Here is a 25,116-nt window from a genome sequence, read left to right as displayed (position 1 = left end):
GGCGTGGTTCCGGGCCGGACCGGCCTCAGCCCTGCTCGTCCATGCCCGCCAGCACGAGCGGCAGCCGGGAGACCCCCGCCGCCTCCACCGTCACCGGGACGCCCCAGTCCTGCTGGTGGACGTGGCAGGCCGGGTACTCGTTCGCCGGGTCGTCGTCGCAGGAGGCGGCCATCGCCGACACGTGCAGGACGCCCTCGGTGACGCCGTCGGCGAGGACCAGGTCGCGGAAGAGGTCGCTGCCCGCGCCCGCGCCCTCGGCGAGCAGCTCCGGCGGGGTCGACGAGACCAGGAGCCGGGTCGAGGGCCCGTACCGGGTGTCGAGCTTCTGCCCGGCGGGCGCCTGGAAGACCACGTCGAGCCGGAGCGTGCCCGGGGCGATCCCGGTGGCCGCGCGCCGGGTGCGGTGGGCCCGGTCGGCGACGCGCACCGCCTCCTCGGGCAGCCGCAGCCGGGTCAGCCGGTGCCGGGCGGACTCGACGACGACGAGCTCTCCGTCGACCAGCACGGCGCCGCTGGGCTCGCGCAGATCCGTGGCGAGGGTGGTGACCTCGTCGCTCACCGGGTCGTAGCGGCGCAGCGCGTGGTTGTACGTGTCGCAGACGGCGACCGATCCGTCCGGCAGCGCGGTGACGCCCAGCGGGTGCTGGAGCAGGGCCTGGCCCGCGGCGCCGTCGCGGTGCCCGAAGTCGAAGAGGCCGGTGCCGACGGCGGTGCGGACGGCGAAGCCGTCCCCGTCCCGTTCGACGTACCGCAGTGCGGAGGTCTCCGAGTCGGCGATCCAGAGCCGCTCACCGTCGGCGGAGACGGCGAGCCCGGACGGCTGGGCGAACCACGCCTCGGCGGCCGGTCCGTCGACCAGGCCCTCGTTGGTCGTGCCCGCCGCCACCTCGACGCGCCCGGTCCCCGGGTCGTACGTCCACAGCTGGTGGACGCCCGCCATGGCGATCCACAGCCGGTCCGCGAACCAGGCCAGGTCCCAGGGCGAGGAGAGGTCCACCTCGCGGGCGGGCCCGGAGGTCGGCGAGCCCTGCCACCACTGGCGGCCGGTGCCGGCGAGCGTCGTGGTCTCCCCGGTGGCGGGGTCGAGGGCGCGGACGGCGTGGTTGACCGTGTCGGCGACCGCGATCCGGCCGTCCGGCAGCACGGCCAGCCCCTGCGGCTCGGAGAAGCGGGCCTCGCCGGGGCCTCCGTCGGTGAACCCCCGGTCCCCCGTCCCGATGTGACGGCGGACCGTCTCACCGTCCCGTTCGATCTCGACCAGGCGGTGGCGGGTGGTGTCGGAGACCAGGAAACCGCCGTCCGGCAGGGACAGCGCCTTGCCGGGGAAGCGCAGATGCGTGGCGACCGGCTCGGGCGGCACGTAGGGGCCGTCGCCGCGCCGCAGCGTGCCCTTCGCCCCGTGCTCCGCCTCCAGCTCCTCGACCAGCTTCTCGATGGCGTGCGCATGGCCCTCGCCTGCGTGCTGGGCGACGACATAGCCCTCGGGGTCGATGACGACCAGCGTCGGCCAGGCCCGTACGGCGTACTGCTTCCAGGTGGCCAGCTCCGGGTCGTCGAGGACCGGGTGGTGGACCCCGTACCGCTCGACTGCGTCGACGACCGCCTGGTGGTCGGCCTCGTGGACGAACTTCGGCGAGTGCACCCCGATGATCACCAGGGTGTCGCGGTGTTTCTCCTCCAGCTCGCGGAGCTCGTCGAGGACATGCAGACAGTTCACACAGCAGAAGGTCCAGAAATCCAGGACCACAATGCGTCCTCGCAGGTCGGCGAGGGTGTACTGCTGGTCGCCTGTGTTGAGCCAGCCGCCCTTGCCGACCAGCTCGGGGGCCCTGACGCGCGCACGTGTTGCCATGTGAACAGTCAACATCACCGTGGCATCCACGCATTCCGCGACCGGCTCGGGGAACCTGTGAGCCATGAGATTCCTGGTGCGTGAACGGCTCTTCGCCGTGGGTGACGACTACTGGATCGAGGACACGGACGGCCGCAAGGTGTTCCTCGTCGACGGCAAGGCCCTGCGGGTGCGGGACACCTTCGAGCTGAAGGACGCGCAGGGCCGCATCCTCGTCGAGATCAAGCAGAAGCTGCTCAGTCTGCGCGACACCATGCTCATCGAGCGGGACGGCGAACGGCTCGCCACGATCCGGCGCAAGCGGCTCTCCCTGCTGCGCAACCACTACCGGGTCGACCTGGTCGACGGCACCGAACTCGACGTCAGCGGCAAGATCCTGGACCGCGAGTTCGCCGTCGAGTACGACGGCGAACTGCTGGCCCAGATCTCCCGGCGCTGGCTGACCGTCCGGGAGACCTACGGCATCGACGTCGTACGGGACGACGCGGACGCGGCGCTGCTGATCGCCGTGGCGGTCTGTGTCATCGTCCTGGCCGACAAGGAACGCGAACACGGCTGACCGCCGCCCGACGCGCGAACGGCCCGCCCTGTTTCACGTGAAACGGCCGCGGCCCGGGGACCGGCGCGGGCCCGGAGCCTCGGCGCGGGCTCAGCGCCCCGGCGCGGCCAGGCCCAGTCGGCGGTCCTTGAGGGCCGGGAACTGCTCCCGGGTCTCGGCCACCTTCGCCGGGTCGAACTCCACGTCGAGCACCTCCTCGCCCGCGCCCGCCTCCGCCAGGACCTCGCCCCAGGGGTCGATGACGATGCTGTGCCCGGCCTGCTCGACCCCGGCGTGGGTGCCCGCGCAGCCGACGGCCAGGACGTACGACTGGTTCTCCACCGCGCGGGCGCGGGCCAGCAGCGTCCAGTGGGCGCGGCGCCGCTCGGGCCAGCCCGCCGCGACGACCAGCGTCCCGGCGCCCTCGTCGACCAGGCCCCGGAACAGCTCCGGGAAGCGCAGGTCGTAGCAGGTGGCGAGGCCCAGCGTGGTCTCCGGGAGGGCGACCGTGACCAGCTCCTCACCGGCGCCCATCATGACCGCCTCGCCCTGGTCGAAGCCGAAGCGGTGGATCTTGCGGTACGAGGCGGCCAGCTCCCCGTTCGGGGTGAAGACCAGCGAGGTGTTGTAGAGGGTGCCGTCGTCGGCGCGCTCCACGAAGGAACCGGCGTGGAGCCACACCCCGGCGTCCGCCGCCGCCTTCGCCATGGCGTCATGGGTGGGCCCCCGGAACGGCTCGGCCTCGGCCTCGAACGCGGTGTAGGCGAAGGCCCCGACCGGCCAGAGCTCGGGGAGCACCACCAGATCCGCGCCGCGCCGGTCCATGACCAGCGAGACCGCCCGCTCCCTGCGCGCTCCGGCGGATTCGTCCGGGTCTACTGCGATCTGGATGAGAGAGGCGCGCACACTACCACCGTCCTGGCATTCGGGCCCGTCGACACAGGCCTACGATCGTCACACGAAAGCACTGCCAGGGTGCCTGATCGCAGCGTAACTTAGCGATCGAACCTCCCACGCAGCCCGCCGCCCGCGCCCAGCTCTCCAGCCCATGCACCGCAGAACCGCACGAGGGGTCCAGTGACCGTCCATCCCAGCCTTCAGACCTACGCCGATGCCTGGACCCACTCCATCGAGTCGATAGCCGAGCTGGTGAAGCCGCTCCCCGAGGCGGAGTGGAACCGCCGGACGCCCTGCCCCGCCTGGTCGGTGCGCGACATCGTCTCGCACATCATCGGCATGGAGTCCGAGCAGCTCGGGGACCCTCGCCCGATCCACTCGCTGCCGCGCGACCTCTACCACGTGCAGAACGACTTCGCCCGGTACATGGAGATGCAGGTCGATGTGCGGCGCCACCACACCGCACCGGAGATGACCTCCGAGCTGGAGTACACGATCATCCGGCGCGCCCGTCAGCTGCGCAATGAGTCGCGCGCCCCCGAGACCATGGTCAGGGCGCCGCTGGGAGCCGAGCAGACCCTCGAACTGGCGCTGCGAATGCGGGCCTTCGACGTCTGGGTGCACGAGCAGGATCTGCGCGCGACGCTGGGACAGCCCGGCAATCTGGACTCCCCCGGCGCCACGATCGTCCGGGACACCCTGCTGGAGGCGCTGCCGAAGGTGGTGGCCGAGGACGCGGGGGCACCGGCCGGTTCGGCGGTGGTCCTCGACGTGCACGGGCCGCTGGAGTTCCTGCGCACCGTCAGGGTCGACGCGGAGGGGCGCGGTTCGGTGGACGGCTCGCCCTCGCTCGGGCCCGTGGTGACGCTGGCGATGGACTGGGAGACGTACTTCCTGCTCGCCTGCGGCCGGGTGCGCGCGGCCTCGGTCGCCGAGCGGATCAAGATCGAGGGCGACGAGGACCTGGCCGGGGCGATCCTGCGCAACTTCGCCGTGACGCCCTGACCCCCTGCCCCTGACGCCGCGGCACCCAGGACCTCGACGCCCGGGACCGGCGGCGCCCGTCGCAGGTACGAGGGACGGGCGCGCCGCCGGTCCGGCGCGGCGGAGGACCCACGGACGGGTCACGCACGGCTCACACCGGTACGTGCACGGCCTCCACCCGGCTGACCACATGGTGGTCCCGTTCGCGGTGCGCCGCCCTGGAGCGCAGCCGCAGGATCTGGACGATCCCGAGCGCCTCCAGCACGAAGACCGACGAGAACGCGATCCGGTAGTTGTCGCCGGTCGCGTCCAGCAGCACCCCGACGGCGAACAGCGTGGTCATCGAGGCGATGAAGCCGCCCATGTTGACGATGCCCGACGCGGTGCCCTGGCGCTCCGGCGGGTTGGCCGGCCGGGCGAAGTCGAAGCCGATCATCGAGGCCGGGCCGCAGGCGCCGAGCACCACGCACAACACGATCAGCAGCCACATCGGGGCGTGGCCGGGGTGGAAGACGGCCGAGGCCCAGAGGATCGCCGTCGCCGCGACGGTGCCGAGGGCCAGCGGGGCGCGGGCCGTGTGGCGGCGGGCGATGACCTGCCCGTAGACCAGCCCGACGGCCATGTTGGAGAGCACCACCAGGGTGAGCAGCTCACCGGCGGTGGACCGGCTGAGCCCCTGCGCCTCCACCAGGAACGGCAGCCCCCACAGCAGCAGGAACACCATGGCGGGGAACTGGGTGGTGAAGTGGACCCACATGCCGAGCCGGGTGCCCGGTTCGGCCCAGGACGCGGCGATCTGCCGGCGTACGTAGGCGGCGCCCGCGTGCTCCACGGGAGGCGGTTCGTGGCCCTCGGGGTGGTCCTTCAGGAAGAGCAGCAGCAGGACGAGGACGACGACCCCGGCCAGGGAGCTGCCGACGAAGGTGGTGGTCCAGCCGAAGCCGTGCAGGGCCCGCGCGATGAACAGCGTCGAGACGAGGTTGCCCGCCATCCCGAAGAGCGCCGCGATCTGGCCGATCAGCGGGCCGCGGCGGGCCGGGAACCACCGGGCGCCGAGCCGCAGCACGCTGATGAACGTCATCGCGTCACCGCAGCCGAGCAGCGCCCTGGACGCCAGCGCCATGCCGTACGAGGGCGAGAGCGCGAAGCCGAGCTGGCCCAGGGTGAACAGGACGGCCCCGAGGGTGAGGACCTTCTTGGTGCCGAGCCGGTCGACCATCAGGCCGACGGGTATCTGCATGCCCGCGTAGACGAGCAGCTGGAGTATGGAGAACGTGGAGAGCGCGGAGGCGTTGACGTGGAAGCGGTCGGCGGCGTCCAGCCCGGCAACGCCCAGGCTGGTGCGGAAGATGATCGCGACGAAGTAGACGGCGACCCCGGTGCCCCAGACCCACGCGGCACGTCGGCCGCCGGGCGGATCACCGGGCAGGGAGAGGGTGGGGGCGGCGGCGGAACTCACCGGTCCTCACCCCTGACCAGCACCTTGACCCGGCCGACATGGCGCCGCACGACCTGCGCGGCCCCCTCCGCGTCGCCGGCTCTGATGGCCTCCAGCAGCTCGGCGTGCTCGGTGATGTTGGCGGCGATCCGGCCGGGGTGCGCCTCCATCACGGCGACGCCCATCCGCAACTGCCGGTCGCGCAGCTGGTCGTAGAGGCGGGAGAGGATCTCGTTGCCCGCGTTGCGCACGATCTCGGCGTGGAAGCAGCGGTCCTTCACGGAGACGGCGGCCAGATCCCCGGCCTCGGCCAGCTCCCTCTGCTCGGCGAGGAGTTCTTCGAGCCGGCCGATCAGCCGATCGGAGGCGGGCACCGCCTTGCGGGCCGCGAACTCCTCGACCAGCAGCCGGGTCTCCACCACGTCCGCGATCTCCTGCGCGGAGACGGCGAGGACCAGGGCGCCCTTCTTCGGGTAGAGCTTGATCAGCCCCTCGACCTCCAGCCGCAGCAGCGCCTCGCGCACCGGCGTCCGGGACACCCCGACGGCCTCGGCGAGATCGCCCTCGGTGAGGAGCGTGCCGCCCTCGTAGCTGCGGTCCAGGACCGCTTCCTTGATGTGCGTGTACACCCGCTCGGCGGCGGGGGGCCGCTTGACGGCCGACTTCGACGGCTTCACGGCCGAGGGCTTCACTACGGGGGGAGCGGCAGGCATGCACACAGCATAGATACAAGATGCGTGCATGACGAACCCGTTTCGCCATCCGGACGGGCCGGACCGGCGCCGCCACCGCCATTCCCGCCCCACCCGTGGCGGGAATCACCCGCATACCTGAAATCACCCCGGAATTCGGCGCATCCATTCGCCGCTCCCATGAGTCTCATCACCGAGCGGCACCTTCATGTGGCCGCATTCCAGGGGCATTTGGAGCATTCAAGTTGAAAATCGGCATTAAGGGCATAAGCCGCGCCACCGCCACGGCCACCGTGGCCCTCACGGCCGGTGCCGTCATCGCGGGCAGCGTTTTCGCCTCCACCGCGCAGGCCGCCACGCCCGCCACCCCCAAGATCACCGCCGCCGGCGGCTTCACGATGAACAACGGCACCGCGAAGACCCTGTTCTCCAAGGCCGCGGACACCCGTCGTTCCACCGGTTCCACCACCAAGATCATGACGGCCAAGGTGGTGCTGGCCCAGAAGAACCTGAACCTGGATTCGAAGGTCACGATCCAGAAGGCGTACAGCGACTACATCGTCTCCAAGGGCGCCTCCTCGGCCCGCCTGATCGTCGGCGACAAGGTCACCGTCCGCCAGCTGCTGTACGGCCTGATGCTGCCGTCCGGCTGCGACGCCGCCTACGCACTGGCCGACAAGTTCGGCTCCGGTACCACCCGCGCGGCCCGCGTGAAGTCGTTCGTCGGCAAGATGAACGCCCAGGCCAAGTCCCTCGGGCTGAAGAACACCCACTTCGACTCGTTCGACGGCATCGGGAACGGCTCGAACTACTCGACGCCGCGCGACCTCACCAAGCTCGCCAGCAGCGCCATGAAGAGCTCCACCTTCCGCTCGGTCGTCAAGACCAAGTCGACCAAGCAGAAGGTCACCACGAAGTCCGGCGGCTACCGCTACATGTCGTGGACGAACACCAACACCATGCTCAGCAGCTACAGCGGCGCCATCGGCATCAAGACCGGTTCCGGCCCGACCGCCAAGTACTGCCTGGTCTTCGCCGCGACCCGCGGCAGCAAGACCATCGTCGGCACGGTGCTCGCCTCCACGAACGCGACGAACCGCACCGCCGACATGAAGAAGATCATGGACTACTCCTTCAAGAAGTAGCCCACCCGGCCACGGCGACGCCCGATCACGGCGACGCCCTGACCGGCGCAGCGCACCGAGGGCCCCGCAGCCGTGCGGGGCCCTCCCGCGTTCCCGCCTCCCTCACCCCCGTTGACCGACCAGCTCCAGCCAGGTGAGGAACCGGCTGCCGAAGGGCTCCGCCCCCTCCCGCAGCGCCCCGGCGAGCCACTCCGCCGCCCCGGCGGCCCGCGCCACGACCTCCGGCGGGTACCCGTACCGCACCTGGTGCGCGGCGAACTCGTCCTCGTCGTCGATGAACACGGCCCCCGTCCCCCGCAGCCGGCACACGTCGAGATCCAGATCGACCATGGTGACCTCCGCCGGGCTCGGCCACTCGGACGGCGTGGTCACGTCGCAGTAGAACTCCAGCCGCGCGGGGGCCGCCAGGAAGAGCGCGGTCCACCAGGCGTCGCGCGGGAGGAGCATGACCCGCGCCTCCTCGGTCGTATAGACCGCCTCTACCCCACCCACACCGCAGGCCGTCCCGGCCGGCGCCCCCAGCCACACCCCGTGCTCGTCCTCCCCGAGCCGGACCAACGACTGCTTCTTGTGCGGTCTTCCGTCGAACTTCCTTACGTTCATGAGTACTTCGGAGCCTGTCATGCATAGAAAGCTACCCACCGCATCCTCCCGGGCCTCGGGCCCCCGGGCGCCGGGTCCGGTTCCGTCGCGTCGTACGGTGATGACCACGGCCGCGAACGGGGGGACCGACGAGACATGACCGCACTCCGCCTGATCGCCGTGGTGCTGGCCACCTGGGCCGCGATGCTCGTGCTGCTGATCGCCCCGGCCGCTCTGCCGGAGAGCTGGCAGTACGCCGTCTACTCCCCGGCGAGCGTGGGTCTGTGGCTGCTGGCCGCGCTGGCCGCCCCCGTGGTGACCTGCTTCGTCACCTGGCCGTGGATCCGGCCGGGCGCCCGGTAGCGGCGTCACCGGTTCGACGGTGCCGGAGAGGCGTCAGCCCATGTGCCGCCACCAGAAGGAGGCCGGGCGGAAGTGTTCGGTCACGCCGAGCCGCCGCCAGAGCGGGGCGAGAATCCGCCGCAGTTCCGGATCGGCGTGCACGAAGGCGTTCGGCAGCCGGACGTCGAAGCGCTCGGGCGCGGCGGTGAACAGCGCGGCCAGGAGGTACTGCTCCGAGTACATGCGCCAGCGCCAGGACTCCGGGTAGTCCGCCGGGAGCATGATGTCGTGGACCTGGACGAGCACCCCCGGCTTGAGCCGGGGCAGCAACTCGAAGAAGAACACCATGACGTCGGAGCCCATCTGGAGCCGGTGCGAGCCGTCGACGAAGAGGATGTCGCCCGGCTCCAACTCGGCGAAGACGCCGAGGTCGGCGTCCTGGAGCGGTAAGCGGACCACCTCGTCGCAGAGGTGGTCGATACGGGCCCGGGGCTCCGGGTCGATGGACGTGATGCGGGTGCTCAGGCCGAGGTCCTGGATGGCCCGGCGGGCGAACTTGGTGGAGTTCCCGGAGCCGATTTCGAGGTAGCGGGCCGGTTTCCCGGTAGCGAGGAAACCATAGAGCGAGGCGGCGTCCAACGGGGGCAGCCAGGTGTTGCCCCAGTAGGCGGTGGCCCCCTTCTCCACCCCGTCGAGGGGGATCCCGGCCAGTTGGTCCGCGTATTCCAGGAGGTCGGTGAGGTGTACGGCGTACCGCTCCCGGTTCTCCTCCAGGAGTTCGCGTACGGCGCCGAGTTCGCCGCGCGGCTCGGGCCTCACCACATGGTCCAGGAACACCGGCTTGGCCAGCCCGAAGGCCCACATGACCAGGCCGAACGCGGTGGGCCTGCGCTCCAGGCGGTCGAGCCCGCGGCGCAGCACGGGAAGCCGCTCCAGCAGGGTGGGAGTGGGTTCGGGCAGGGTGCTCGGGGGCTGCGTGTGCACGGCGGGAGGGCCTTTCGATCGGTGGGACGGCCGAGAAGGGTGAGCCATGGGTTCAGCAGGCGCTGTTCGGTCGGAACCGGTGGATCGCTGGACGCGGGGACGCTCCGGACGCCGGTGATCCTTTCCCGGATTCGGCCTCCGGTATCCAGGGCGACCGTCGGACAGGGCCGGAAGGCCGGTACTCGCCGCGGGCCGCCGTGGGGGCTTCGGGATCCTGCCGTGTGCCTGGTCGGCCTTGCTCCGTCCGGGGCAGCCCTCAAGGAACTCCTCGCTGGCGAAGCCGCCTCTGCCGTGTTGAGATCTCAATATTCGAGGCTTTTCCGGCATTTTGCCTGCCTGTCGTTCATGTCTGATACGCGGGAGTGAGCCCGGAAGCCGAGCAACCCGAGGAGGACGGATTGAGACGGAAACACACGGCCCTGCTGCGGCGCGCCGCCCTGCCGGTGCTGATGGCCGCACTGTTGACGGGAGTGATGTCGTCCCAGGCCGCGGCCAGCGGTGAGGGCGGCGACGGAGGGGGCGGCGGCTGCCCGAAGACCTGCCCGCCCGGAAAACCCGGGCCTCCCGGACCTCCGGGGCCTCAGGGACCTGCGGGGCCTCCGGGACCGACCCTGCCGACCCAGATCGTCCAGACGACCCACACGCTGGTATCGGGACTCAACACCGGGACCGCGACCTGCCCACCGGGAACCGTCATCACGGGCGGCGGGATGAGAACACCTCTCGGAGGCAACAACCTCACGGTCCAGACGTACGAGTCGTACCCGTCCGCCGAGGACACCTGGACGCTGTCCTTCAACAACTCATCCGGCACGACGGGTTCCTACGTGGTCTACGCCGTCTGTCTACCCGTGACCCCGACGGGCTGACCGCCGGTCGGGTGGCGCCCCCTGCGCACTCCCCGCGCTCCGGCTGCCGCGCCCGCGCCCGGCAGCCGGAGCCGTCTGCCGTCTGCCGTCACGGAGGAATCCCGGCCCGGAGGGCGCGTGTGTCGGCATGAGCACTCACGTGCGCGCCCCGGAGCGCCCCGCGTCCCGGGGCCGGCTCCCTCCGTTCTCGCCCTCACCGCGGCCTTCGCCCTGGAGGGGGCGTCCGGGTTCGGCCTCCGCGGCGCACGCGGCGTCCTCGAAGTCCTCGGAACGCGCGGAGCCCTCGGGTTCCACGGTGACTTCGGTGACTTCGGTGGCTTCGGTGACGGCAGGCGTACGGGTGGCGAACCGGGCCGTCCCGGGGACGGCGAGCACACCGTACGTCGACACCAGCAGCACCACGGCCGCCAGCACCGCGAAGAACGGCACGCCCACGAACCGGACGAGCACCGGCGTCACGGCGAGCGCGATGGGCTGGAGGCCGAAGCTGGCCAGTCCCTCCAGAGCGAAGACCCGGCCCTGCACCCGCTCCGGGAACTCCTTCTGGAGCGAGCTGTACCAGAGGACCATGAAGCAGCCGACCCCGGCCGAACCGGCCGCACCGGCCAGGCAGAACATCCACAGCGGCACGTCGACGGCGAGGCACACCGGTGTCAGCACGCACGGAGCCAGCGCGTTCATCGCCCACAGCCCCGGCCGGGACGAGGAGACCCGGCCGCCGAGCAGCGAACCGACCACCGAGCCCGCGAGCGTCGCGGCACTGACCCAGCCGAAGGCGTTGAGTCCGTAGCGGGTCTGACTGACCATCGGAACCAGGATGTAGTTCGGGGCGAAGAGGAAGAACACCTGCACCGTGCCCTGGAGCATCAGCACCGACACCCAGGGCCTGCGCCGGACCTCGACCAGCCCTTCCCGCGCCTCGGTCAGCATTCCGCGCAGCCCGCCCGGCTCGTCGTCCTGCGTGCCCCCGGTGTCCCCTGCCTCTCCCTCGTCGACGGCGGCGCGGACCGGGGGAAGCAGCAGCCAGACCAGCGTGATCAGGCTGACCACGAACGTGGCGACGTCCACCAGCAGCGTCTTCGGCGGCGAGATCCCGGCGAGCATGAGGCCCGCCAGCAGGGCCCCGGCCATCGAGCCGATCCGCTTCGTGGACACGTCCAGCGCGTACGCCTGCTGCCGCAGCTCCTCCGGCACCACCTGCGTGAGGGCCGCCCGGTGAGCCGGCTCGTACAGCGCCGCGCCCGCCCCGGTGACCGCCGCGGCCACCAGCAGCGGCGCGAGCGGCCCCTGCGAGGCGAAGAGGAGGAAGCCGACGATCCCGGCCAGCCGGAGCACGTCCGCGACGGCCATCACCGTGCTGCGGGAGTACCGGTCGGCGACCACACCGCCGGCCAGCAGCAGCACCCCCATGAAGGCGGACTCCACGGCCAGCACCAGGCCGAAGACGCCGGGGCCACGGTCCGGGACGACCAGGGCGGCCAGCACCACGACGGTGAGCTGGTTGCCCACCGTGCTGGTCACCTGCCCCAGCCAGAAGGCCAGATAGCGCCGGCTGCGTAACAGGGCACGCATTTCAGGTCGCACGAAGGCCCCTCCCACCGGTCCCAGAGGAGAGCAGGACGTCCGCCACCGCTCCGCTCCACTCAACTCGCCCATGAATAGGCACACTTCAACGACGCGGGAGTCTTCCGTACCGTCAGAGAGAGGCACAACGCCTTTACGTCGCACCGGCGTTGCCCTTGGTGCGGGGTTGACGGCTTCTCTACGATTGCGGGGAACGCATCAACGCCCGTCCCCGGACATGAGCCGGACGGGCCGAGCGGGGGAAGAAAGGTGCGTGCCCGGTGTCCATCGGGCTCCTGTCCACGATCGCCTCCACGGCTGTCGCCGTGTTCTACGGAGGCACGGTCTCCGTACTCGCCCTGACCGCGACCTTCGCCCGCCGCCGCACCCTGCGCCGCGAGGCCCGCAGCACCCTCGCCCTGCTCGTACCGGGAAGGCCGGAGGAACCCCGGTAATCGTGGTGCACCCGGGGGAGGCTCACCGGAGTGAGCCCCACGGAATGATCCCGTCATGACTGAGATCGTGTTGATGTCGGACCCGAAGGTCACCGCCATACCCGTGGCCGAATGCGGTGAACGCCTTGTGGACGTCCGCCGGGCCGGTTCCCTCCTGATCGACACCCGCGAGCAGCGGCCGGCAGATGCCTTCGCGTACCTGCGGGAGGGCGTGCTGGAACGGCTGGTCGAGGCCCAGACCTCGCTGCCCCGGGAGGTGCGACTGCTGTTCGTCGAGGGGTACCGGCCGCCCTCTCTTCAGCGGGAGTACTTCGACGAGTACGCCGATCAGCTGCGCGCCGCCCACCCCGGATGGTCCCCGGAGGAGATCCACTCGGCCGCGAGCCGGTATGTGTCGCCTCCCGACATCGCCCCACACAGCGCTGGGGCGGCTGTCGACCTCACCCTGGCCGACGCCGAGGGGCGCGAACTGGACCTGGGCACCCGTATGAACGCGGACCCCGAGGAGAGCGAGGGCGCCTGCTACACCCACGCGACCAACATCGGTGAGAAAGCCCGCGCCAACCGGAGGCTGCTGGGCACCGTGCTCGCGGCCGCGGGCCTGGTGAACTACCCCACGGAGTGGTGGCACTGGTCGTTCGGGGACCGCTACTGGGCCCTGACCACAGGAGAGGCCGCTGTCCTGTACGGTCCGCGGGAGGCCGCCCCGTACCGCTGACCGCCTCCACCGCGCGTCTAACCTCGCACCATGCACAGCCCCGCGAAACCATCCGGCCTCGCGCCTTCCCTGCTGCGCGCCTTCCCGTCCGGGCTCGCGGACGACGTCCGCGCGGTGCTGGCGGTCGTGCCGCGCGGGGAGAGCGGCCTGGACCCTTTCCTGGTCGAGGTGTCCGGCGAGACCGTCGCCATACCGGGTCGGCTCCACCACGACGAACCGGACCCCGCCGCGGTGCGTTCGCTGACCGGTACCCAGCGGGAGATCCTGCACTGCCTGTACACCCGGAACACCGACGGCATGGTCCGCCAGCGCCATCTGGAGCGGATCGCGGGGCTGCCCAGGCCGTGGGTGGCTCCGTTCGTCCTGCTGCTGACCGGCGAATACGTCGTCCAGATCCTTGAGGCGATCCGCCGGGGCCTGCCCGGGCTCGACGTCCCGGGCTCCGCCGAGCGCGCGCTCTACGGGGATCTCGTCGTACGCAACGGCGCGCTCTTCGCCCTGACGGAACAGCGCGCGGTGAGCTACTGGGCGGAGTACCACCGCTGGAAATACCCGGTGTTCGGTACCTACCCGGGCGGCCTTCTGACGGAGGCGTTCCGGGACGCGGCTTCGGAGCGGGCCGGGAAGCCGTGGCCGTCCACCCACCGGATGCGCCCGTGAACCCCCGACAGGATCCACGGGCCCACGGGCCCGCGAGCGCCGGTCGGGGGCTCAGTCGAGGCAGAACTCGTTGCCCTCGATGTCCTGCATCGTGATGCAGGACTCGTTCTCCTCGTCGGCGTGCTGCACCAGCAGGCACACCGCGCCGAGCTCCATCAGCCGGTCCCGCTCGGACTCCAGCACCGCCAGGCGCTCCGCGCCGACGAGCCCGGCACCGGCCCGCACGTCGAGGTGCACCCTGTTCTTGACGACCTTGCCCTCGGGAATGCGCTGGAAGTACAGGCGCGGGCCCACCCCCGTGGGATCGGAGCACGCGAACCACGCCCCCCGCTCCTCGGCCGGCAGCGAGGCGTTGTAGGCGTCCCAGGTGTCGAACCCGTCCGGCGGCGACGGCGGTACGTACCCCAGTACCTCGCACCAGAAACGGCCGACGCGCTCGGGGTCCGCGCAGTCGAAGGTGACCTGGATCTTCCTCAGCGTTGCCATCCGGCCAGCCTAACAACGCCTTCCGGCGCGCCCGTTCCTATTTTTCCGGCCCGTTGGTCCCGGAACTCCCCCGCGTACGAAGGGAGGTCGCGCATCAGCTCTCCCAGTCGACGGAGTCCACCGCCCCGTCCCGGGTCACCTTGACGGCGAGGATCTCGTCGGCGAGGTCCGGGTCGAGCACGTAGTCCAGCACGACCGGAGCCCCGCCGGAAAGCCCGCCCGGCCACAGCCCGACGCCGTTCAGCCGCATCGCCGCCACGAAGGCGTCCGCGCCGACCTCTTCACCGCCCGCCTCCCGGACCAGGCGGACGACCTCCTCGCTGTCGTCGAGCTCCTCGACGTGGAAGTCGATGTAGTAGCGGTCCTCGCCCAGATACGTCCGCAGCGCCGCGCGCGCCGCCGTGTCGAGGGCCGGCAGCTCCTCCAGCCGGGCGGCGAGCCCGTCCAGCTCCCCGGCGTCCAGCTCGGCGGACGGCGCCGCCCACAGCAGGACCTCGACCTCGTCGTCCCCCAGCCGTTCGGTGCTCCGCCAGAGAGCATCCGTGTCACGGAGCGCGCCGGTGTCCAGGCGCCCGAAGCGGGCGTGCTCGATGATCTTCATGCGGGGTCATCCGTCCTTCTGCCGTGCCGAACCTGCTCCTTCGTCATCGTACGGAGGCGGCGCGGCCCGCCGCGGGGGTCACGTCCCCGACGCCTCCCGGGCCTCGGGCCGTCGCACCTCGTAGAAGAAGCACCCGTACTCCAGCGCCCGTACGTGCACGAGCACCACGTCCGGGTCGCCGAACGCGTCGTCGAAGGCCGCGTCGAAGCCGGCCGTGGCGTCGGCCGGAATCTCCAGGAACCGGCCACCGGCGATACGGCCCCGGGCGTCGTAGCGGCGCACGGTGCGCAGCGCGCCCGCCCGGTCGAAGGGATACCCGGCGCCCGGGGCGAACCCGGGGCACTCCTCGGCGTGGACGAAGACCGGGCCCTGCTCGTCGTACGCCCCCGGCCGCGCCCCGGTCGCGGCGGCCCAGCGGCGCAGCGGGGCGTACGAGACGAGGGCGATCCGCTCACCGGCCGCGACGGGACGCAGACAGCAGCGCAGCGGGGAGCCCGCGTCGTCGTCGGTCGCGGTGTACGGGGCGCAGGGGCGGCCCGCGTCGTCGACGGCCTGGAGTTCCTTGAGGACGGCGGGGTCGAGGGGGAGCACGGTGTACTTGGTCATCCGGCCATGCTGGTCCGGCACACCTGCCCGTACTGGCGGAAATCGGACGTCGCGTTGGCGCGTACCGACGTGGGGGCCGCGACACCGGTCCGCCCTGCCCGCGCGGTACCCCTCAAGAAGGCCCGTACCGCGCCCTTTTGGACCTTGTCCGGGCGCCGCGCGTGCCGTACCCAGGAAGCAGCAGCTGCTACGACACCGACGTGAGGGCCCCATGCGCGCACACGAACCGACGCGGACACCCGATGCGGCCAGGGCGCGCGCCGACTCCGCGAGCCGGAGCGCCAGGCCGGCCAGGCAGGCGGACGAACCCGCACCGCTCGCGGGGGACCTCTCCCCGTCGGCACTGCACACGCTCCAGCGCAGCATGGGCAACACCTACGTCACCGGGCTGATCCAGCGCGAGCAGCGCCGCAACGGCCCGGACGGCGACGAGGAACGCGAAGGCGTCCGGCGGACCGGCTCCACGGGCGGCCCGGTGGCCGAGCCGGCCGTACAGCGTTCGACCACCGTGCACGAGGTCCTGCGCGGCAGCGGCCGGGCCATGGACGCGCCCCTGCGCCAGGAGATGGAGTCCCGTCTCGGCGCCGACTTCTCCGACGTACGGCTGCACACCGGCGCCGTCGCCCAGCGGTCCGCCGCCGAGGTCGGCGCCCACGCCTACACCTCCGGGAACCACATCGTCCTCGGCCGGGGCGGGGACTCCAAGCACACGCTGGCGCACGAGCTCACCCACGTCATCCAGCAGCGCCACGGGCCCGTCGCGGGCACCGACAACGGCTCGGGGCTCTCCATCAGCGACCCGTCCGACCGCTTCGAGCGCGCCGCCGAGGCCAACGCCACCCGCGTCATGGCGAAGGCCCCGGGCGAAATCGCGGACCCGGCCCCGGACGCGCCCCGCTCCGCCCGGGGGCCGGGCGGTCCGGCGGCCGTCCAGCGCGTCATCCACCAGGAGCCCAGCTACCAGGCGAAGGTCGGCGACAGCACGTCGCTCACCAACCGGGGCGACATCGACGTCGAGGAGCACGACGGGGAGCAGTTCGTCCGCGTCTACCAGACCGTCTACGCGCCGGTGACCGGCGGCGGCAGCTTCAAGGACACCCAGCAGCGCGACGACGGCTCGATCAACCTCATGCACCAGAAGGAGTCCGCCTGGCTGAACATGGGGCGGCCCTGGCGGTCCATGCACTACATGCGCACCTACCAGGACCAGAAGAACCGCAAGGCCCCCGACGGCAACGCCTCCCCGGCCGCGGCGGACTCCTCGATGGTGCGCTCGTTCCTGGTCCCGCTCTACACGTACCAGCGGGTCACGAGCAACGCGGTCAGCGAGAAGCAGATCGGCTCGGTCCTGGACCCGGAGAACACCAGCCAGAGCACCGACAAGGCGAAGGACACCGACCAGTACGAGATCCGGGGCGTCTGGCGGGACGAGGTCGCGGACACGGCCGTCCCGAACTCCCTGATCACCTACGTACGGGACGACCTGGTCGCGCAGCTCAGTGGCGAGACGGCCTACGGCGAGGTGCGCCCCATCAGCGACATGCTCGGCAAGCTGAGCATGCCGGACCTGAAGGACTTCCCGGAGTACCGCCCCGCCGACCAGCGGGACGACGGGCTCGTACTGCCCCTGAACAAGGGCAAGATGCCCGGTGCCCGCGAGCAGGACGCGCACATCGACCGCCTCGCGGAGCTGGTCGCCAAGGCGTACCCGAAGAACGGGGAGACCCACCTGAAGGACGCGAAGAACGCCCGCAAGGAGCTGAAGAAGCTCGCCGGTCTCGACGCGAGCAAGGACCGGGACATCGACTGGGAGGCGCTCAAGGAGCGCATCCACCGCGCGATGAACTACGCGGGCGTCCCCGCCGTGCTGGCCGAGATCTACAACGCGGCGAAGGGCGCGACCGGGGACGAGTTCAAGACGAAGCCCTTCGGCAGCAACAAGTAGCCGGGCGGCCTCACTCCCGCGACAGCTCCGGATTCCCCACCTGCGGCCCGTGCCCGGCGAGGTACAGCCGCATGGCGCACTGGTCCTCGGCCTCGATGAACACCCGCTGCCCCCAGTAGTCACCGAGGCGGTGCGCGACGTCGACCAGCCGCCGGCGCTCCTCCGGCGAGTACGCGGGGAACCGCACCCAGCCCCGTTCGGAGACGGCACGGCCCAGATCGTTGAACAGCACGGCCCGCGCCCGCTGTTCCTCCTCCTCGGTCAGCGGCGTGGGCCCGCCCTCCACGGGCCGCGACCGGACGTTGTACAGGTCTCGGACCACTGGCCGCTCACCTCTCGTCGGGTCTGTTCCGGGTTCCCGGAGAGACTCCGGAGAGGCTATCGGCGCTGCCCCGGGGCCGGTACCCGGCTCGAAGGCCCCTCAGGCCCCCGGGGCGGACGTACGGCGCGGGCGTCAGCGCAGGCCCATGGATGAGACGATCCACCCCATGCCCGGATGGATGCGCCACGCGCCGCGCTGGGTGGTCGTACTCGTCTGCGTCATCGCCGCCCTCCTGCTCCTCGTCGGCTCTGCCTCGCACACCGTCGACCTCGTCCGCCACGGCCTGCGCCCCTACGACTGGGCCCCCGGCTGGCTGAACCTCTACTGGTCGTCGCTGGCACTGTTCGACACGCTCGCCGCTGTCCTCCTGCTCCTGGGCAGACGCCGTGGAGTCGACCTCGCCTGTGCCGTCGTGGCGACCGACACCGCCGCCAACTGGTACGCGGTCCACGCCCTCCAGCACAGCCACCTCGCCGCCGAACCCGGCCTCCAGCGCCTGACCGCCTTCGCCGCACTCGTCCTGGGAACGGCCCCGTTCGTCCGGGCGCGTCTCGCCGGGTGAACAGGAGGCCGTACGCCTCCGGCCACCGCGTCCGCCGCCCGATCCCTGGATTGGTCCTTTCGTGGGCGTGTCGCGGCACAGGGATCGGCACGCCCACGGCGGAGTGAATACAGCGGGGGCCGCACACATCACCACTTCACTGGTCGGCGCCACAACTCCCTACTCAGGCAAGGATGTTGAAGAATGCCCGCACTTCCGCCGATCGGCGCCGAGATCCCCTGCTCCCGCCTCGCCATCAACACTCCGCTGCGGATCGAGGACACCCTCGTCAGCGTCGACTTCCGGGGCGGCATCAAGCACCGTATCGACGTCAACCCCGACGACCCGATCAACTCCGTGCGCATGCGGACCGTCGGCCACCGGATGACCGCCGAACTGCCGGGAGACGACGGGGAGGGCGGCGGAACGATCACTATTGAGCAGAACGACATCGACATCGACTCTCCGTCCACCCTGCGCCTGACCCAGCAGTTCCCGCCCAGGTACGAGTTCCGCGAGGTCACGACCTTCACCATGACCATCGATCGGCCCGGAGACGAGGACGGGCCGCTGATTCTCACCACCAGGGAGCCGATGGTCCTCATCGGACAGCTGACCCAGTTCCCGCCCCGGGGCGACCTCTACCAGCTGGAGAAGCCGGTCGAGCTGGTCGACCCCGAGGACCCGACCAAGGTGCGCGCCGTCATCGAGAAGTTCCCCGTCAAGGTCGGCGGCCTCTAGACAGCGACGGAACCGGCCCTTCCCGTTCCCGGGTCCCTGAAGGCCCCGGGAACGGGAAGGGCTTCCTCCACGACGGACACGAAGGACCCGCCTTGCCCGCGCACCACGACATCGCCGCCGAGACCGAGCTCTGGAACACCTACGCCGCCTCCGCCTTCAAGGACGGCATGGAGCCGGTCTTCCGCTGGACCCAGTACGCCGACCACGGCCCCGGGCCCGAGCTGCTCGGCGATCCGCGCTCGGTGCTGGAGATCGGCTGCGGCACCGGCCGCGCGCTCGCCCACCTGGCCCGGCAGGGCGTCGCCGCCCGGGGCGTCGACCTGTCCCCGGTCATGGTCGAGAAGGCCACCGCGCGGTGGACCGGCAACGGTGCCGAGTTCGTCTGCGCGGAGGTCCTGGACCACCTGAACACGGACCCGGACACGTACGACGCCGTCTACTCCGTCTTCGGAGCCGCCTGGTTCACCGACCCCGGCCGCCTCTTCCCGCTCGTACGGCGACGACTCAACCCCGGCGGCGTCTTCGTCTTCTCCCAGCCACCGGCGATCCCGGGCGCGTACGGCCCCCAGGGCATGTACAAGGGCGGCTTCGCGGGCCGGGCGCTCTACACGTACCGCTACAGCTACCGACCCGCCGTGTGGGAGCGGCTGCTCACCCGCGCCGGGTTCGCCACGGCCCAGGCCCGGGTCCTGGACGCCCCGCACCCGGGGCACATCGGCACGTTGCTGGTACGCGCGGTCGCGGGCACGACCACGAGCACCTGACGTTCACGCTCACCGGAAGGCGGCGGCGTTCTCCGTCGCCCACTGCCGGTACGTCCTGGCCTCGGCGCCCGTGACCCGGGAAACGGTGTCACGGACCTCCAGCAGTTCGTCATTGGTGTCCCCGCCCATGAGGTCCAGGACCGCGCTCGCGCCCCCGTCGCCCATGAATGAGGCCATCTGCCGGTGGGCCTCCTCGCGGCTGATCTCGTCGAAGGACAGCTCCCGCCCCAGCGCCTCGGCCAGGGCCGCGAGCTGCTGCCGGGGCGTGACACGTTCCGGCCCGGTCAGCGCGTACGTCTGCCCCTGGTGCCCCGGTTCCGTCAGCGCCACGCGGGCCACGGCGGCGATGTCCGCAGGGTGGATGGCCGGCAGGCCGACGTCCCCGTACGGCGCCCGGACGACGCCCTGTTCACGGATCGATTGCACCCACCACAGGGTGTTCGAGGCGAACTGCGTGGGCCTCAGAATCGTCCAGGCCATGCCGCTGTCCTGGAGCACCCGCTCGACGGCCAGGTTCGCACCGGCCTGGGGGAGATGCGGATGGGTCCGCACGGTGATCGACGACACGAGCACCACATGCTCCACGCCCGCCTCCCGGGCCGCCGCCAGCACCTCCGCGTCCGCGCCCCTGCCCACCGGAAGAAACAGCGAGCGAACCCCGCCGTCCAAGGCGCCCTTCAACGACTCCACTCGTGCGAGATCTCCCTCGACCGCTTCGACGCCCTCCGGGAACGAAGCCCGGCCCACGTCCCGGGTCAGCCCCCGCACAGGCGCGCCTCCCGTCAGGTGCAGCTCGTTCAGCAGAGCCCTTCCGATGTTCCCGGTCGCGCCGGTCACGAGGATCATCGCCGTACCTTCCTGTCGCCTGCCGTCGACTACGTGCACGGCACGCTACGACCCCAACTCCGCTTGAGGTCAAGGCCGTACGCGGCTCCGCCGATCAGCCCGACCGCCCCGGATCGACCGGGTGCAGGTACCGCGTCCAGGGCGGCATCCACCCACCCGTCTCCGCCAGAACCTCCAGGCGGGTGCGGTACGCGCCGACGTCCGGGCCGATGCTGTCGAACCAGTGGGTCACCGAGCGCCAGGCCGGGCGGGCCGGCTCGCCCTCCGTGATCAGCCACACCGGCGGGTCCGGCATGCCGAGGTCGGCCCCGTCGACGACGTGGAACGCGTACGCCTGGTGCGCGACCAGCACCAGCAGCCCGGCCGGGTCCCGGAGAGCGTCTGCCTCGCCGGGTGCCAGGACGGCCTGTGCGTACCGCTTCGCGTCCCCGGCGACCGCGTCCACCCCGAGCGCGCTGCCGAGCCCCCACAATCCATGACGCACCCCGACCAGCCGCAGCACCTCACGAACGGCGTCGGGCACCGCCGTGACGCCTTGGGCCACGGCGTACGCCTCCACCTGCTCGTCCGTGGCACCCGCCACCGAATCCGGCGCCAGCCCCTCAGCCATGCACCGGTCGAAGGCCGCCCGGACCGCCGCCCGGGCCTGGCCCGCACTCTCCACGGCAGAATTCCTCGCCTTCACGCCTTGGTCGGTGCACTCAGCCCGACGATTGCCCCAGCCCGGCCCGGAACGCCTCCCAAGCTGCGGGGCCAACAACCAGGACGGGCCCATCGAGCCACTTGGAGTCGCGGACAGCGACGATACGCGGGATGGTGCGAGCCACCTCGACGCACTCCTGGCCAGCGTTCCCTCCGCTGTAGCTGGACTTGACGAACTTGTACCCGGGCACGAGATTTACACCTCTCTGAGGGGGCCTTGATGAGCCTGACCAAGGTGTGTTGCGCAAGCCCCCCAGGCGCGAAAATGCGGTCGATAAGGCTGACGTGACGCTGGGCATCAGCATCGCTTCTCAACCAGAGGGTGGCCGACACCAAACATGAAGGCTCACACGGCGGCGAGGCTTAGCCGCTCCGCATCATTCCGAAGCGTGCTGCGCCAGCCCGGCCCGGAACGCCTCCCAAGCTGCGGGGCCAACAACCAGGACGGGCCCATCGAGCCGTTTGGAGTCACGGACAGCGACGACACTAAGAACGTTGCGGGCTACTTCGACACACTCGCTGGATGTCGCGCTGTAGGACGACTTAACGAACCGAAACACAACCACTCCCTCGTTCCGTGTGAGGCGTCCCTCTGAGCTCAGCCCCGGGACCGCACCAGCCCTTCCGTAAAGGCGTTCCAGGCTGCGGAGCCAACAAGCAGGATGGGCCCCGCAAGGTCCTTGGAGTCGCGAACGGCCACGGTGCGGGGGACGTTTCGGGCCACCTCGATGCACTCGCCGTTGCCGCTGCTGTAGCTGGACTTGACGAACTCGAAGTGGGACACGACTACAACTCCTTCCGAATACGCCCTATCAGAGCGATGGAATCGCGGGGAGCGAGTCCGCTTCGTGCGATTCGACCGAACGTGTCGTTGTGGCGCGCCGCATCCGGCTCGCTCTCAAGCCACAGCGTAGACGACGTGGTGTCCATGTAGACCACGTCCATCGCGCCGGGATCGGCGAACGACACGATGCTAAAAGCACTGGTCATGCCCGGGTGAGAGCCGGCGAGGAACGGGACAACCTGCACGGTGACATTTGGCGCTTCGGCAACCTCCGCCAGACGTCCCAGTTGGGCACGCATCACATCGCGTCCGCCGACCAGTTGTCGCAGCGCCGCCTCCGCCACGATGGCCCACAGCGCGAGAGGGCTGCCGTCCGTGAGGCGTGCCTGGCGGGCGATCTTCGCCTCGACAAAGCGCTCGATCTCGTCCGGGTCGTCCCAGTCCGCATTGCCGACAGCGAGCGCTCTGGCGTAGTCCGGAGTCTGGAGCAATCCAGGCACGAACGCCCCTTGCCAGGTCCGGACTCCCTTGGCGATGTCTTCCAACGCGACGTACTCGACCAGTGAACGCAGCTCCGGGTACTGATTCCACCAGCCCTTCGCCTTGCGCCGTTCCCGATCCACCCGAGCAACTTCCAGCAGCCGATCGACGAGCGCATCACTGGCCCCGTAGAACTCACAAAGGGCCTTGATGTCCGGGTCCCTCATCGGCACCCATCCCTGCTCCATCTTCACGATCTTCGAGTTGGTCGCGCTGATGACCTGGGCGGCCTGCTGCTGCGTCTTCCCCGACGCGTCCCTCAGGCGCAGAAGCTCACTACCGAGCCTGCGCCCCAGGACGGTTGACGACCTATTGCCTTGCCGATTCCCACGATTCACCGCACCAGTTTGGCCCTCCCCGACGCGGGTAGTCGACGCCTGTCACTCGGTGGAGACAATTGGCTCCGTTTCACTTGCCTCCATTCTCAGAGGGTGGCTACTTTCAGCGCATAGCCGCTCGCACAGCGGAACCAGTCGACGGAAGTGCACCGCCCTGCCCTGCGCCCCCATCGGCGCTTCGCAGGTACGGCATCGCCACCGCCCGCGTCCAAGGAGGCCCGCGCCATGACCGCAGCCGAACAGATCTCTGTCCCCGAGCCCGTCCTCCGCGAGGACCGGCTCGACTACGTACCGACGGCCGAGAGCGTGTCGTTCTCGCGGCGGCGGGCCGCGCGGCTCGTGCGGGAGTGGGGGTATCCGGGGCTGGCGGGCGACGCGGCCGTGCTGGTCAGCGAGTTGGCGACCAATGCGCTGGTGCACGGTGCCGTGGAGGGGCGGCTGTTCCGGGTGCGGCTCACGCTCACCGCCACCGCGCTCCGGGTCGCGGTGAGCGATCCGAGGGGTGAGCGGCTGCCGGACCTCCGTGAGGCGACGGACGAGGAGTGCTACGGGCGCGGGCTGCTGATCGTGAAGCGGATCGCGGACCGGTGGGGCGTCGAGCCGCGTGCCGTCGGCAAGACCGTGTTCGCCGAACTCGACCTGCTCCGGGGGCCGGACGCGCCGGTGGGCCCGCACAGGTGATGCGCGGGCCCACCGGCGTAAGAGGTGGAACGAGGAGTGCTACGCCCAGGTGATCAGGCGCTTCGGGTTCTCCAGGATGGCGGCCACGTCGGCCAGGACCTTCGAGCCGAGTTCGCCGTCGACCAGGCGGTGGTCGAACGACAGGGCCAGAGTGGTGACCTGACGGGGCTTCACCTTGCCCTTGTGGACCCACGGCTGGAGCTTGATCGCGCCGACCGCGAGGATCGCGGACTCGCCCGGGTTGAGGATCGGGGTGCCCGTGTCGACGCCGAAGACGCCGACGTTGGTGATGGTCACCGTGCCGCCCGCCATGGCGGCCGGGGACGTCTTGCCGTCCCGGGCCGTGGCGACCAGCTCGCCCAGTGCGGCGGCGAGCTGCGGGAGGGTCAGGTCGTGCGCGTCCTTGATGTTCGGCACGATCAGGCCGCGCGGGGTGGCGGCGGCGATGCCCAGGTTCACGTAGTGCTTCTGGACGATCTCCTGGTTGGGCTCGTCCCAGGCGGCGTTGATGCCCGGGTTCCGCTTGATCGCGACCAGGAGGGCCTTGGCGATGAGGAGGAGCGGGTTGACCCGCACCCCCGCCATGTCCTTGTCCTCCTTCAGCTCCGCGACCAGCTTCATCGTGCGCGTCACGTCGACGGTGACGAACTCGGTGACGTGCGGGGCCGTGAAGGCGCTGCCCACCATCGCCTGCGCGATGGCCTTGCGTACGCCCTTGACCGGGATACGGGTCTCGCGGGCGCCCGCCGGGACGACCGCCTCGGCCACGAAGGCGTCCACGGTCTCGGCGGCGGGGGCGGGGGCCTGGACCTGCGCCGGTACGGGGGTGGCCACCGGCGTGGCCGCCGCGTGGACGTCCTCGCGGGTGATGATCCCGTCCTTGCCGGTCGGGACGACGGTCGCCAGGTCGATGCCCAGGTCCTTGGCCAGCTTGCGGACCGGGGGCTTGGCCAGCGGGCGCTCCTTGGGAGCGGGGGCCTCCGGCGCTGCGGCCGCGGGCGCGGGCGCGGCGCCGTGGCCGTTCAGCTCGGCCTGGATCGCGGCCATGCCCTTGCGGGCCCGGCGCTTGGTCGAGCTCTCGGAGACGCCGTAGCCCACCAGGACGGGCTGGCGGCCCTTCGGGGCCTCCGGCTCCGGCTCCGGCTCGGCCGAAGGCGCGGGGGCCGACTCGGCGACGGGGGCCGGGTCCGCGACCGGGGCGGGCGCGTCGCCGCTGCCCGGGGCCACGTCCACCGCGATGATCACCTGGCCGACGTCGACGGTCGTGCCCTCGGGGAAGCGCAGCTCGTGCACCACCCCGTCGAATGGGATCGGCAGCTCCACGGCCGCCTTCGCCGTCTCGACCTCGCAGACGACCTGGCCGTCGGCGACGGTGTCGCCGGGCTGGACGTACCACTTGAGGATCTCGGCCTCGGTCAGTCCCTCGCCCACGTCGGGCATCTTGAACTCACGGAAGCGAGCGGCGTTGGAAGTGTCGGTCATCGTTGTCACGTCCCAGTC

General features: G+C 71.0%; 31 protein-coding genes. 13 read left to right on the top strand and 18 right to left on the bottom strand.

Features of this window, described 5'->3' with window-relative positions; translation table 11 throughout:
• Positions 1–25 precede the first annotated feature (25 nt).
• Complete coding sequence (locus ACIQGQ_RS09525) at positions 26–1,852, bottom strand: NHL domain-containing thioredoxin family protein (protein ID WP_402392768.1); 1,827 nt, start codon at positions 1,850–1,852, stop codon at positions 26–28.
• A 64-nt stretch (positions 1,853–1,916) separates the two neighbouring features.
• On the opposite strand from ACIQGQ_RS09525, the gene ACIQGQ_RS09520 reads away from it, so the two are divergent.
• Positions 1,917–2,411 carry an LURP-one-related/scramblase family protein gene (locus ACIQGQ_RS09520; protein ID WP_402392765.1) on the top strand — a complete coding sequence of 165 codons (495 nt, stop codon included), beginning with the start codon at positions 1,917–1,919 and terminating at the stop codon, positions 2,409–2,411.
• 90 nt (positions 2,412–2,501) lie between these two features.
• On the opposite strand, the gene ACIQGQ_RS09515 is transcribed toward ACIQGQ_RS09520, so the two are convergent.
• Positions 2,502–3,296: a carbon-nitrogen family hydrolase gene (locus ACIQGQ_RS09515; protein ID WP_402392763.1), complete on the bottom strand. Its 795-nt coding sequence runs from the start codon at positions 3,294–3,296 to the stop codon at positions 2,502–2,504.
• Positions 3,297–3,467: 171 nt separating this feature from the next.
• On the opposite strand from ACIQGQ_RS09515, the gene ACIQGQ_RS09510 reads away from it, so the two are divergent.
• Positions 3,468–4,292, top strand: a complete 825-nt coding sequence (locus tag ACIQGQ_RS09510; RefSeq protein ID WP_402392760.1) for a maleylpyruvate isomerase family mycothiol-dependent enzyme — start codon at positions 3,468–3,470, stop codon at positions 4,290–4,292.
• 130 nt (positions 4,293–4,422) lie between these two features.
• Here ACIQGQ_RS09510 and ACIQGQ_RS09505 read toward each other — a convergent pair whose 3' ends face one another.
• The gene (locus ACIQGQ_RS09505) at positions 4,423–5,730 is read right to left on the bottom strand and encodes a nitrate/nitrite transporter (RefSeq protein ID WP_402392758.1); all 1,308 of its coding nucleotides are present in this window, start codon (positions 5,728–5,730) and stop codon (positions 4,423–4,425) included.
• Positions 5,727–6,422: a GntR family transcriptional regulator gene (locus tag ACIQGQ_RS09500; RefSeq protein ID WP_402392755.1), complete on the bottom strand. Its 696-nt coding sequence runs from the start codon at positions 6,420–6,422 to the stop codon at positions 5,727–5,729. The genes ACIQGQ_RS09505 and ACIQGQ_RS09500 overlap by 4 nt, the downstream gene beginning before the upstream one ends.
• A 224-nt stretch (positions 6,423–6,646) precedes the next feature.
• Between ACIQGQ_RS09500 and ACIQGQ_RS09495 the strand changes: the two genes are divergently transcribed.
• On the top strand, positions 6,647–7,546 hold the full coding sequence (locus tag ACIQGQ_RS09495) for a D-alanyl-D-alanine carboxypeptidase family protein (RefSeq protein WP_402392752.1): 900 nt from the start codon (positions 6,647–6,649) through the stop codon (positions 7,544–7,546).
• A gap of 102 nt (positions 7,547–7,648) precedes the next feature.
• Here the strand turns inward: ACIQGQ_RS09495 and ACIQGQ_RS09490 are convergent, their stop codons facing one another.
• A complete protein-coding gene (locus tag ACIQGQ_RS09490) occupies positions 7,649–8,170 on the bottom strand; it encodes a DUF402 domain-containing protein (protein WP_402392750.1) in 522 nt (173 codons plus the stop codon).
• A 114-nt stretch (positions 8,171–8,284) separates the two neighbouring features.
• Here ACIQGQ_RS09490 and ACIQGQ_RS09485 point away from each other — a divergent pair, with 114 nt between their 5' ends.
• Positions 8,285–8,491: a hypothetical protein gene (locus ACIQGQ_RS09485; protein ID WP_402392748.1), complete on the top strand. Its 207-nt coding sequence runs from the start codon at positions 8,285–8,287 to the stop codon at positions 8,489–8,491.
• Between the two features lie 33 nt (positions 8,492–8,524).
• Here the strand turns inward: ACIQGQ_RS09485 and ACIQGQ_RS09480 are convergent, their stop codons facing one another.
• Positions 8,525–9,454, bottom strand: coding sequence for a class I SAM-dependent methyltransferase (locus ACIQGQ_RS09480; RefSeq protein WP_402392745.1), 930 nt, complete (start codon positions 9,452–9,454; stop codon positions 8,525–8,527).
• A gap of 710 nt (positions 9,455–10,164) precedes the next feature.
• Here ACIQGQ_RS09480 and ACIQGQ_RS09475 point away from each other — a divergent pair.
• Complete coding sequence (locus ACIQGQ_RS09475) at positions 10,165–10,323, top strand: hypothetical protein (RefSeq protein ID WP_402392742.1); 159 nt, start codon at positions 10,165–10,167, stop codon at positions 10,321–10,323.
• Between the two features lie 135 nt (positions 10,324–10,458).
• Here ACIQGQ_RS09475 and ACIQGQ_RS09470 read toward each other — a convergent pair whose 3' ends face one another.
• On the bottom strand, positions 10,459–11,907 hold the full coding sequence (locus ACIQGQ_RS09470; RefSeq protein WP_402392740.1) for an MFS transporter: 1,449 nt from the start codon (positions 11,905–11,907) through the stop codon (positions 10,459–10,461).
• A gap of 260 nt (positions 11,908–12,167) precedes the next feature.
• Between ACIQGQ_RS09470 and ACIQGQ_RS09465 the strand changes: the two genes are divergently transcribed.
• The 3 genes from ACIQGQ_RS09465 to ACIQGQ_RS09455 are packed head-to-tail and all read left to right on the top strand — an operon-like array spanning position 12,168 to position 13,719.
• Positions 12,168–12,341: a hypothetical protein gene (locus ACIQGQ_RS09465; RefSeq protein ID WP_402392737.1), complete on the top strand. Its 174-nt coding sequence runs from the start codon at positions 12,168–12,170 to the stop codon at positions 12,339–12,341.
• Positions 12,342–12,396: 55 nt separating this feature from the next.
• Positions 12,397–13,059: a M15 family metallopeptidase gene (locus ACIQGQ_RS09460; RefSeq protein ID WP_402392734.1), complete on the top strand. Its 663-nt coding sequence runs from the start codon at positions 12,397–12,399 to the stop codon at positions 13,057–13,059.
• A gap of 30 nt (positions 13,060–13,089) precedes the next feature.
• The gene (locus tag ACIQGQ_RS09455; protein ID WP_402392732.1) at positions 13,090–13,719 is read left to right on the top strand and encodes a hypothetical protein; all 630 of its coding nucleotides are present in this window, start codon (positions 13,090–13,092) and stop codon (positions 13,717–13,719) included.
• Between the two features lie 51 nt (positions 13,720–13,770).
• Here ACIQGQ_RS09455 and ACIQGQ_RS09450 read toward each other — a convergent pair whose 3' ends face one another.
• From ACIQGQ_RS09450 to ACIQGQ_RS09440, 3 genes are all read right to left on the bottom strand, one after another.
• Positions 13,771–14,205, bottom strand: coding sequence for a VOC family protein (locus ACIQGQ_RS09450; protein ID WP_402392729.1), 435 nt, complete (start codon positions 14,203–14,205; stop codon positions 13,771–13,773).
• A 94-nt stretch (positions 14,206–14,299) separates the two neighbouring features.
• Complete coding sequence (locus tag ACIQGQ_RS09445; RefSeq protein ID WP_402392726.1) at positions 14,300–14,806, bottom strand: DUF2004 domain-containing protein; 507 nt, start codon at positions 14,804–14,806, stop codon at positions 14,300–14,302.
• A gap of 78 nt (positions 14,807–14,884) precedes the next feature.
• Positions 14,885–15,412, bottom strand: a complete 528-nt coding sequence (locus tag ACIQGQ_RS09440; protein ID WP_402392723.1) for a DUF1203 domain-containing protein — start codon at positions 15,410–15,412, stop codon at positions 14,885–14,887.
• A 211-nt stretch (positions 15,413–15,623) separates the two neighbouring features.
• Between ACIQGQ_RS09440 and ACIQGQ_RS09435 the strand changes: the two genes are divergently transcribed.
• Complete coding sequence (locus ACIQGQ_RS09435) at positions 15,624–17,357, top strand: DUF4157 domain-containing protein (protein WP_402392721.1); 1,734 nt, start codon at positions 15,624–15,626, stop codon at positions 17,355–17,357.
• 10 nt (positions 17,358–17,367) lie between these two features.
• On the opposite strand, the gene ACIQGQ_RS09430 is transcribed toward ACIQGQ_RS09435, so the two are convergent.
• Positions 17,368–17,679: a hypothetical protein gene (locus ACIQGQ_RS09430; protein ID WP_402392718.1), complete on the bottom strand. Its 312-nt coding sequence runs from the start codon at positions 17,677–17,679 to the stop codon at positions 17,368–17,370.
• Between the two features lie 166 nt (positions 17,680–17,845).
• Between ACIQGQ_RS09430 and ACIQGQ_RS09425 the strand changes: the two genes are divergently transcribed.
• The 3 genes from ACIQGQ_RS09425 (at position 17,846) to ACIQGQ_RS09415 (ending at position 19,725) form a co-directional block, all read left to right on the top strand.
• A complete protein-coding gene (locus ACIQGQ_RS09425) occupies positions 17,846–18,241 on the top strand; it encodes a hypothetical protein (RefSeq protein WP_402392715.1) in 396 nt (131 codons plus the stop codon).
• A 183-nt stretch (positions 18,242–18,424) separates the two neighbouring features.
• Positions 18,425–18,961, top strand: coding sequence for a hypothetical protein (locus ACIQGQ_RS09420; RefSeq protein WP_402392712.1), 537 nt, complete (start codon positions 18,425–18,427; stop codon positions 18,959–18,961).
• Between the two features lie 92 nt (positions 18,962–19,053).
• A complete protein-coding gene (locus ACIQGQ_RS09415) occupies positions 19,054–19,725 on the top strand; it encodes a class I SAM-dependent methyltransferase (protein ID WP_402392709.1) in 672 nt (223 codons plus the stop codon).
• Positions 19,726–19,734: 9 nt separating this feature from the next.
• Here ACIQGQ_RS09415 and ACIQGQ_RS09410 read toward each other — a convergent pair whose 3' ends face one another.
• The 6 genes from ACIQGQ_RS09410 to ACIQGQ_RS09385 all read right to left on the bottom strand — a co-directional run bounded on the left by ACIQGQ_RS09410 (position 19,735) and on the right by ACIQGQ_RS09385 (position 22,935).
• Positions 19,735–20,571: an SDR family oxidoreductase gene (locus ACIQGQ_RS09410; protein WP_402392706.1), complete on the bottom strand. Its 837-nt coding sequence runs from the start codon at positions 20,569–20,571 to the stop codon at positions 19,735–19,737.
• A gap of 94 nt (positions 20,572–20,665) precedes the next feature.
• Positions 20,666–21,235, bottom strand: coding sequence for a hypothetical protein (locus tag ACIQGQ_RS09405; RefSeq protein ID WP_402392704.1), 570 nt, complete (start codon positions 21,233–21,235; stop codon positions 20,666–20,668).
• Between the two features lie 37 nt (positions 21,236–21,272).
• Positions 21,273–21,572, bottom strand: a complete 300-nt coding sequence (locus ACIQGQ_RS09400) for a DUF397 domain-containing protein (RefSeq protein WP_402393420.1) — start codon at positions 21,570–21,572, stop codon at positions 21,273–21,275.
• Between the two features lie 78 nt (positions 21,573–21,650).
• Entirely contained in the window at positions 21,651–21,833 is a 183-nt protein-coding gene (locus tag ACIQGQ_RS09395) for a DUF397 domain-containing protein (RefSeq protein ID WP_402393418.1), read from the bottom strand.
• Positions 21,834–21,871: 38 nt separating this feature from the next.
• On the bottom strand, positions 21,872–22,057 hold the full coding sequence (locus ACIQGQ_RS09390) for a DUF397 domain-containing protein (protein WP_402392702.1): 186 nt from the start codon (positions 22,055–22,057) through the stop codon (positions 21,872–21,874).
• Between the two features lie 2 nt (positions 22,058–22,059).
• On the bottom strand, positions 22,060–22,935 hold the full coding sequence (locus ACIQGQ_RS09385; RefSeq protein ID WP_402392700.1) for a helix-turn-helix domain-containing protein: 876 nt from the start codon (positions 22,933–22,935) through the stop codon (positions 22,060–22,062).
• A 225-nt stretch (positions 22,936–23,160) separates the two neighbouring features.
• Here ACIQGQ_RS09385 and ACIQGQ_RS09380 point away from each other — a divergent pair, with 225 nt between their 5' ends.
• Positions 23,161–23,616: an ATP-binding protein gene (locus tag ACIQGQ_RS09380; RefSeq protein WP_402392699.1), complete on the top strand. Its 456-nt coding sequence runs from the start codon at positions 23,161–23,163 to the stop codon at positions 23,614–23,616.
• Between the two features lie 39 nt (positions 23,617–23,655).
• Here the strand turns inward: ACIQGQ_RS09380 and ACIQGQ_RS09375 are convergent, their stop codons facing one another.
• A complete protein-coding gene (locus ACIQGQ_RS09375) occupies positions 23,656–25,107 on the bottom strand; it encodes a dihydrolipoamide acetyltransferase family protein (protein ID WP_402392696.1) in 1,452 nt (483 codons plus the stop codon).
• Positions 25,108–25,116 lie beyond the last annotated feature (9 nt).

The sequence above is a fragment of the Streptomyces sp. NPDC092952 genome, from assembly GCF_044754785.1.
In the GTDB taxonomy this organism is placed as follows: domain Bacteria; phylum Actinomycetota; class Actinomycetes; order Streptomycetales; family Streptomycetaceae; genus Streptomyces.
The sequence above is the reverse complement of the archived record's forward strand: the minus strand, read 5'-3'. Positions and strand labels throughout refer to the sequence as shown.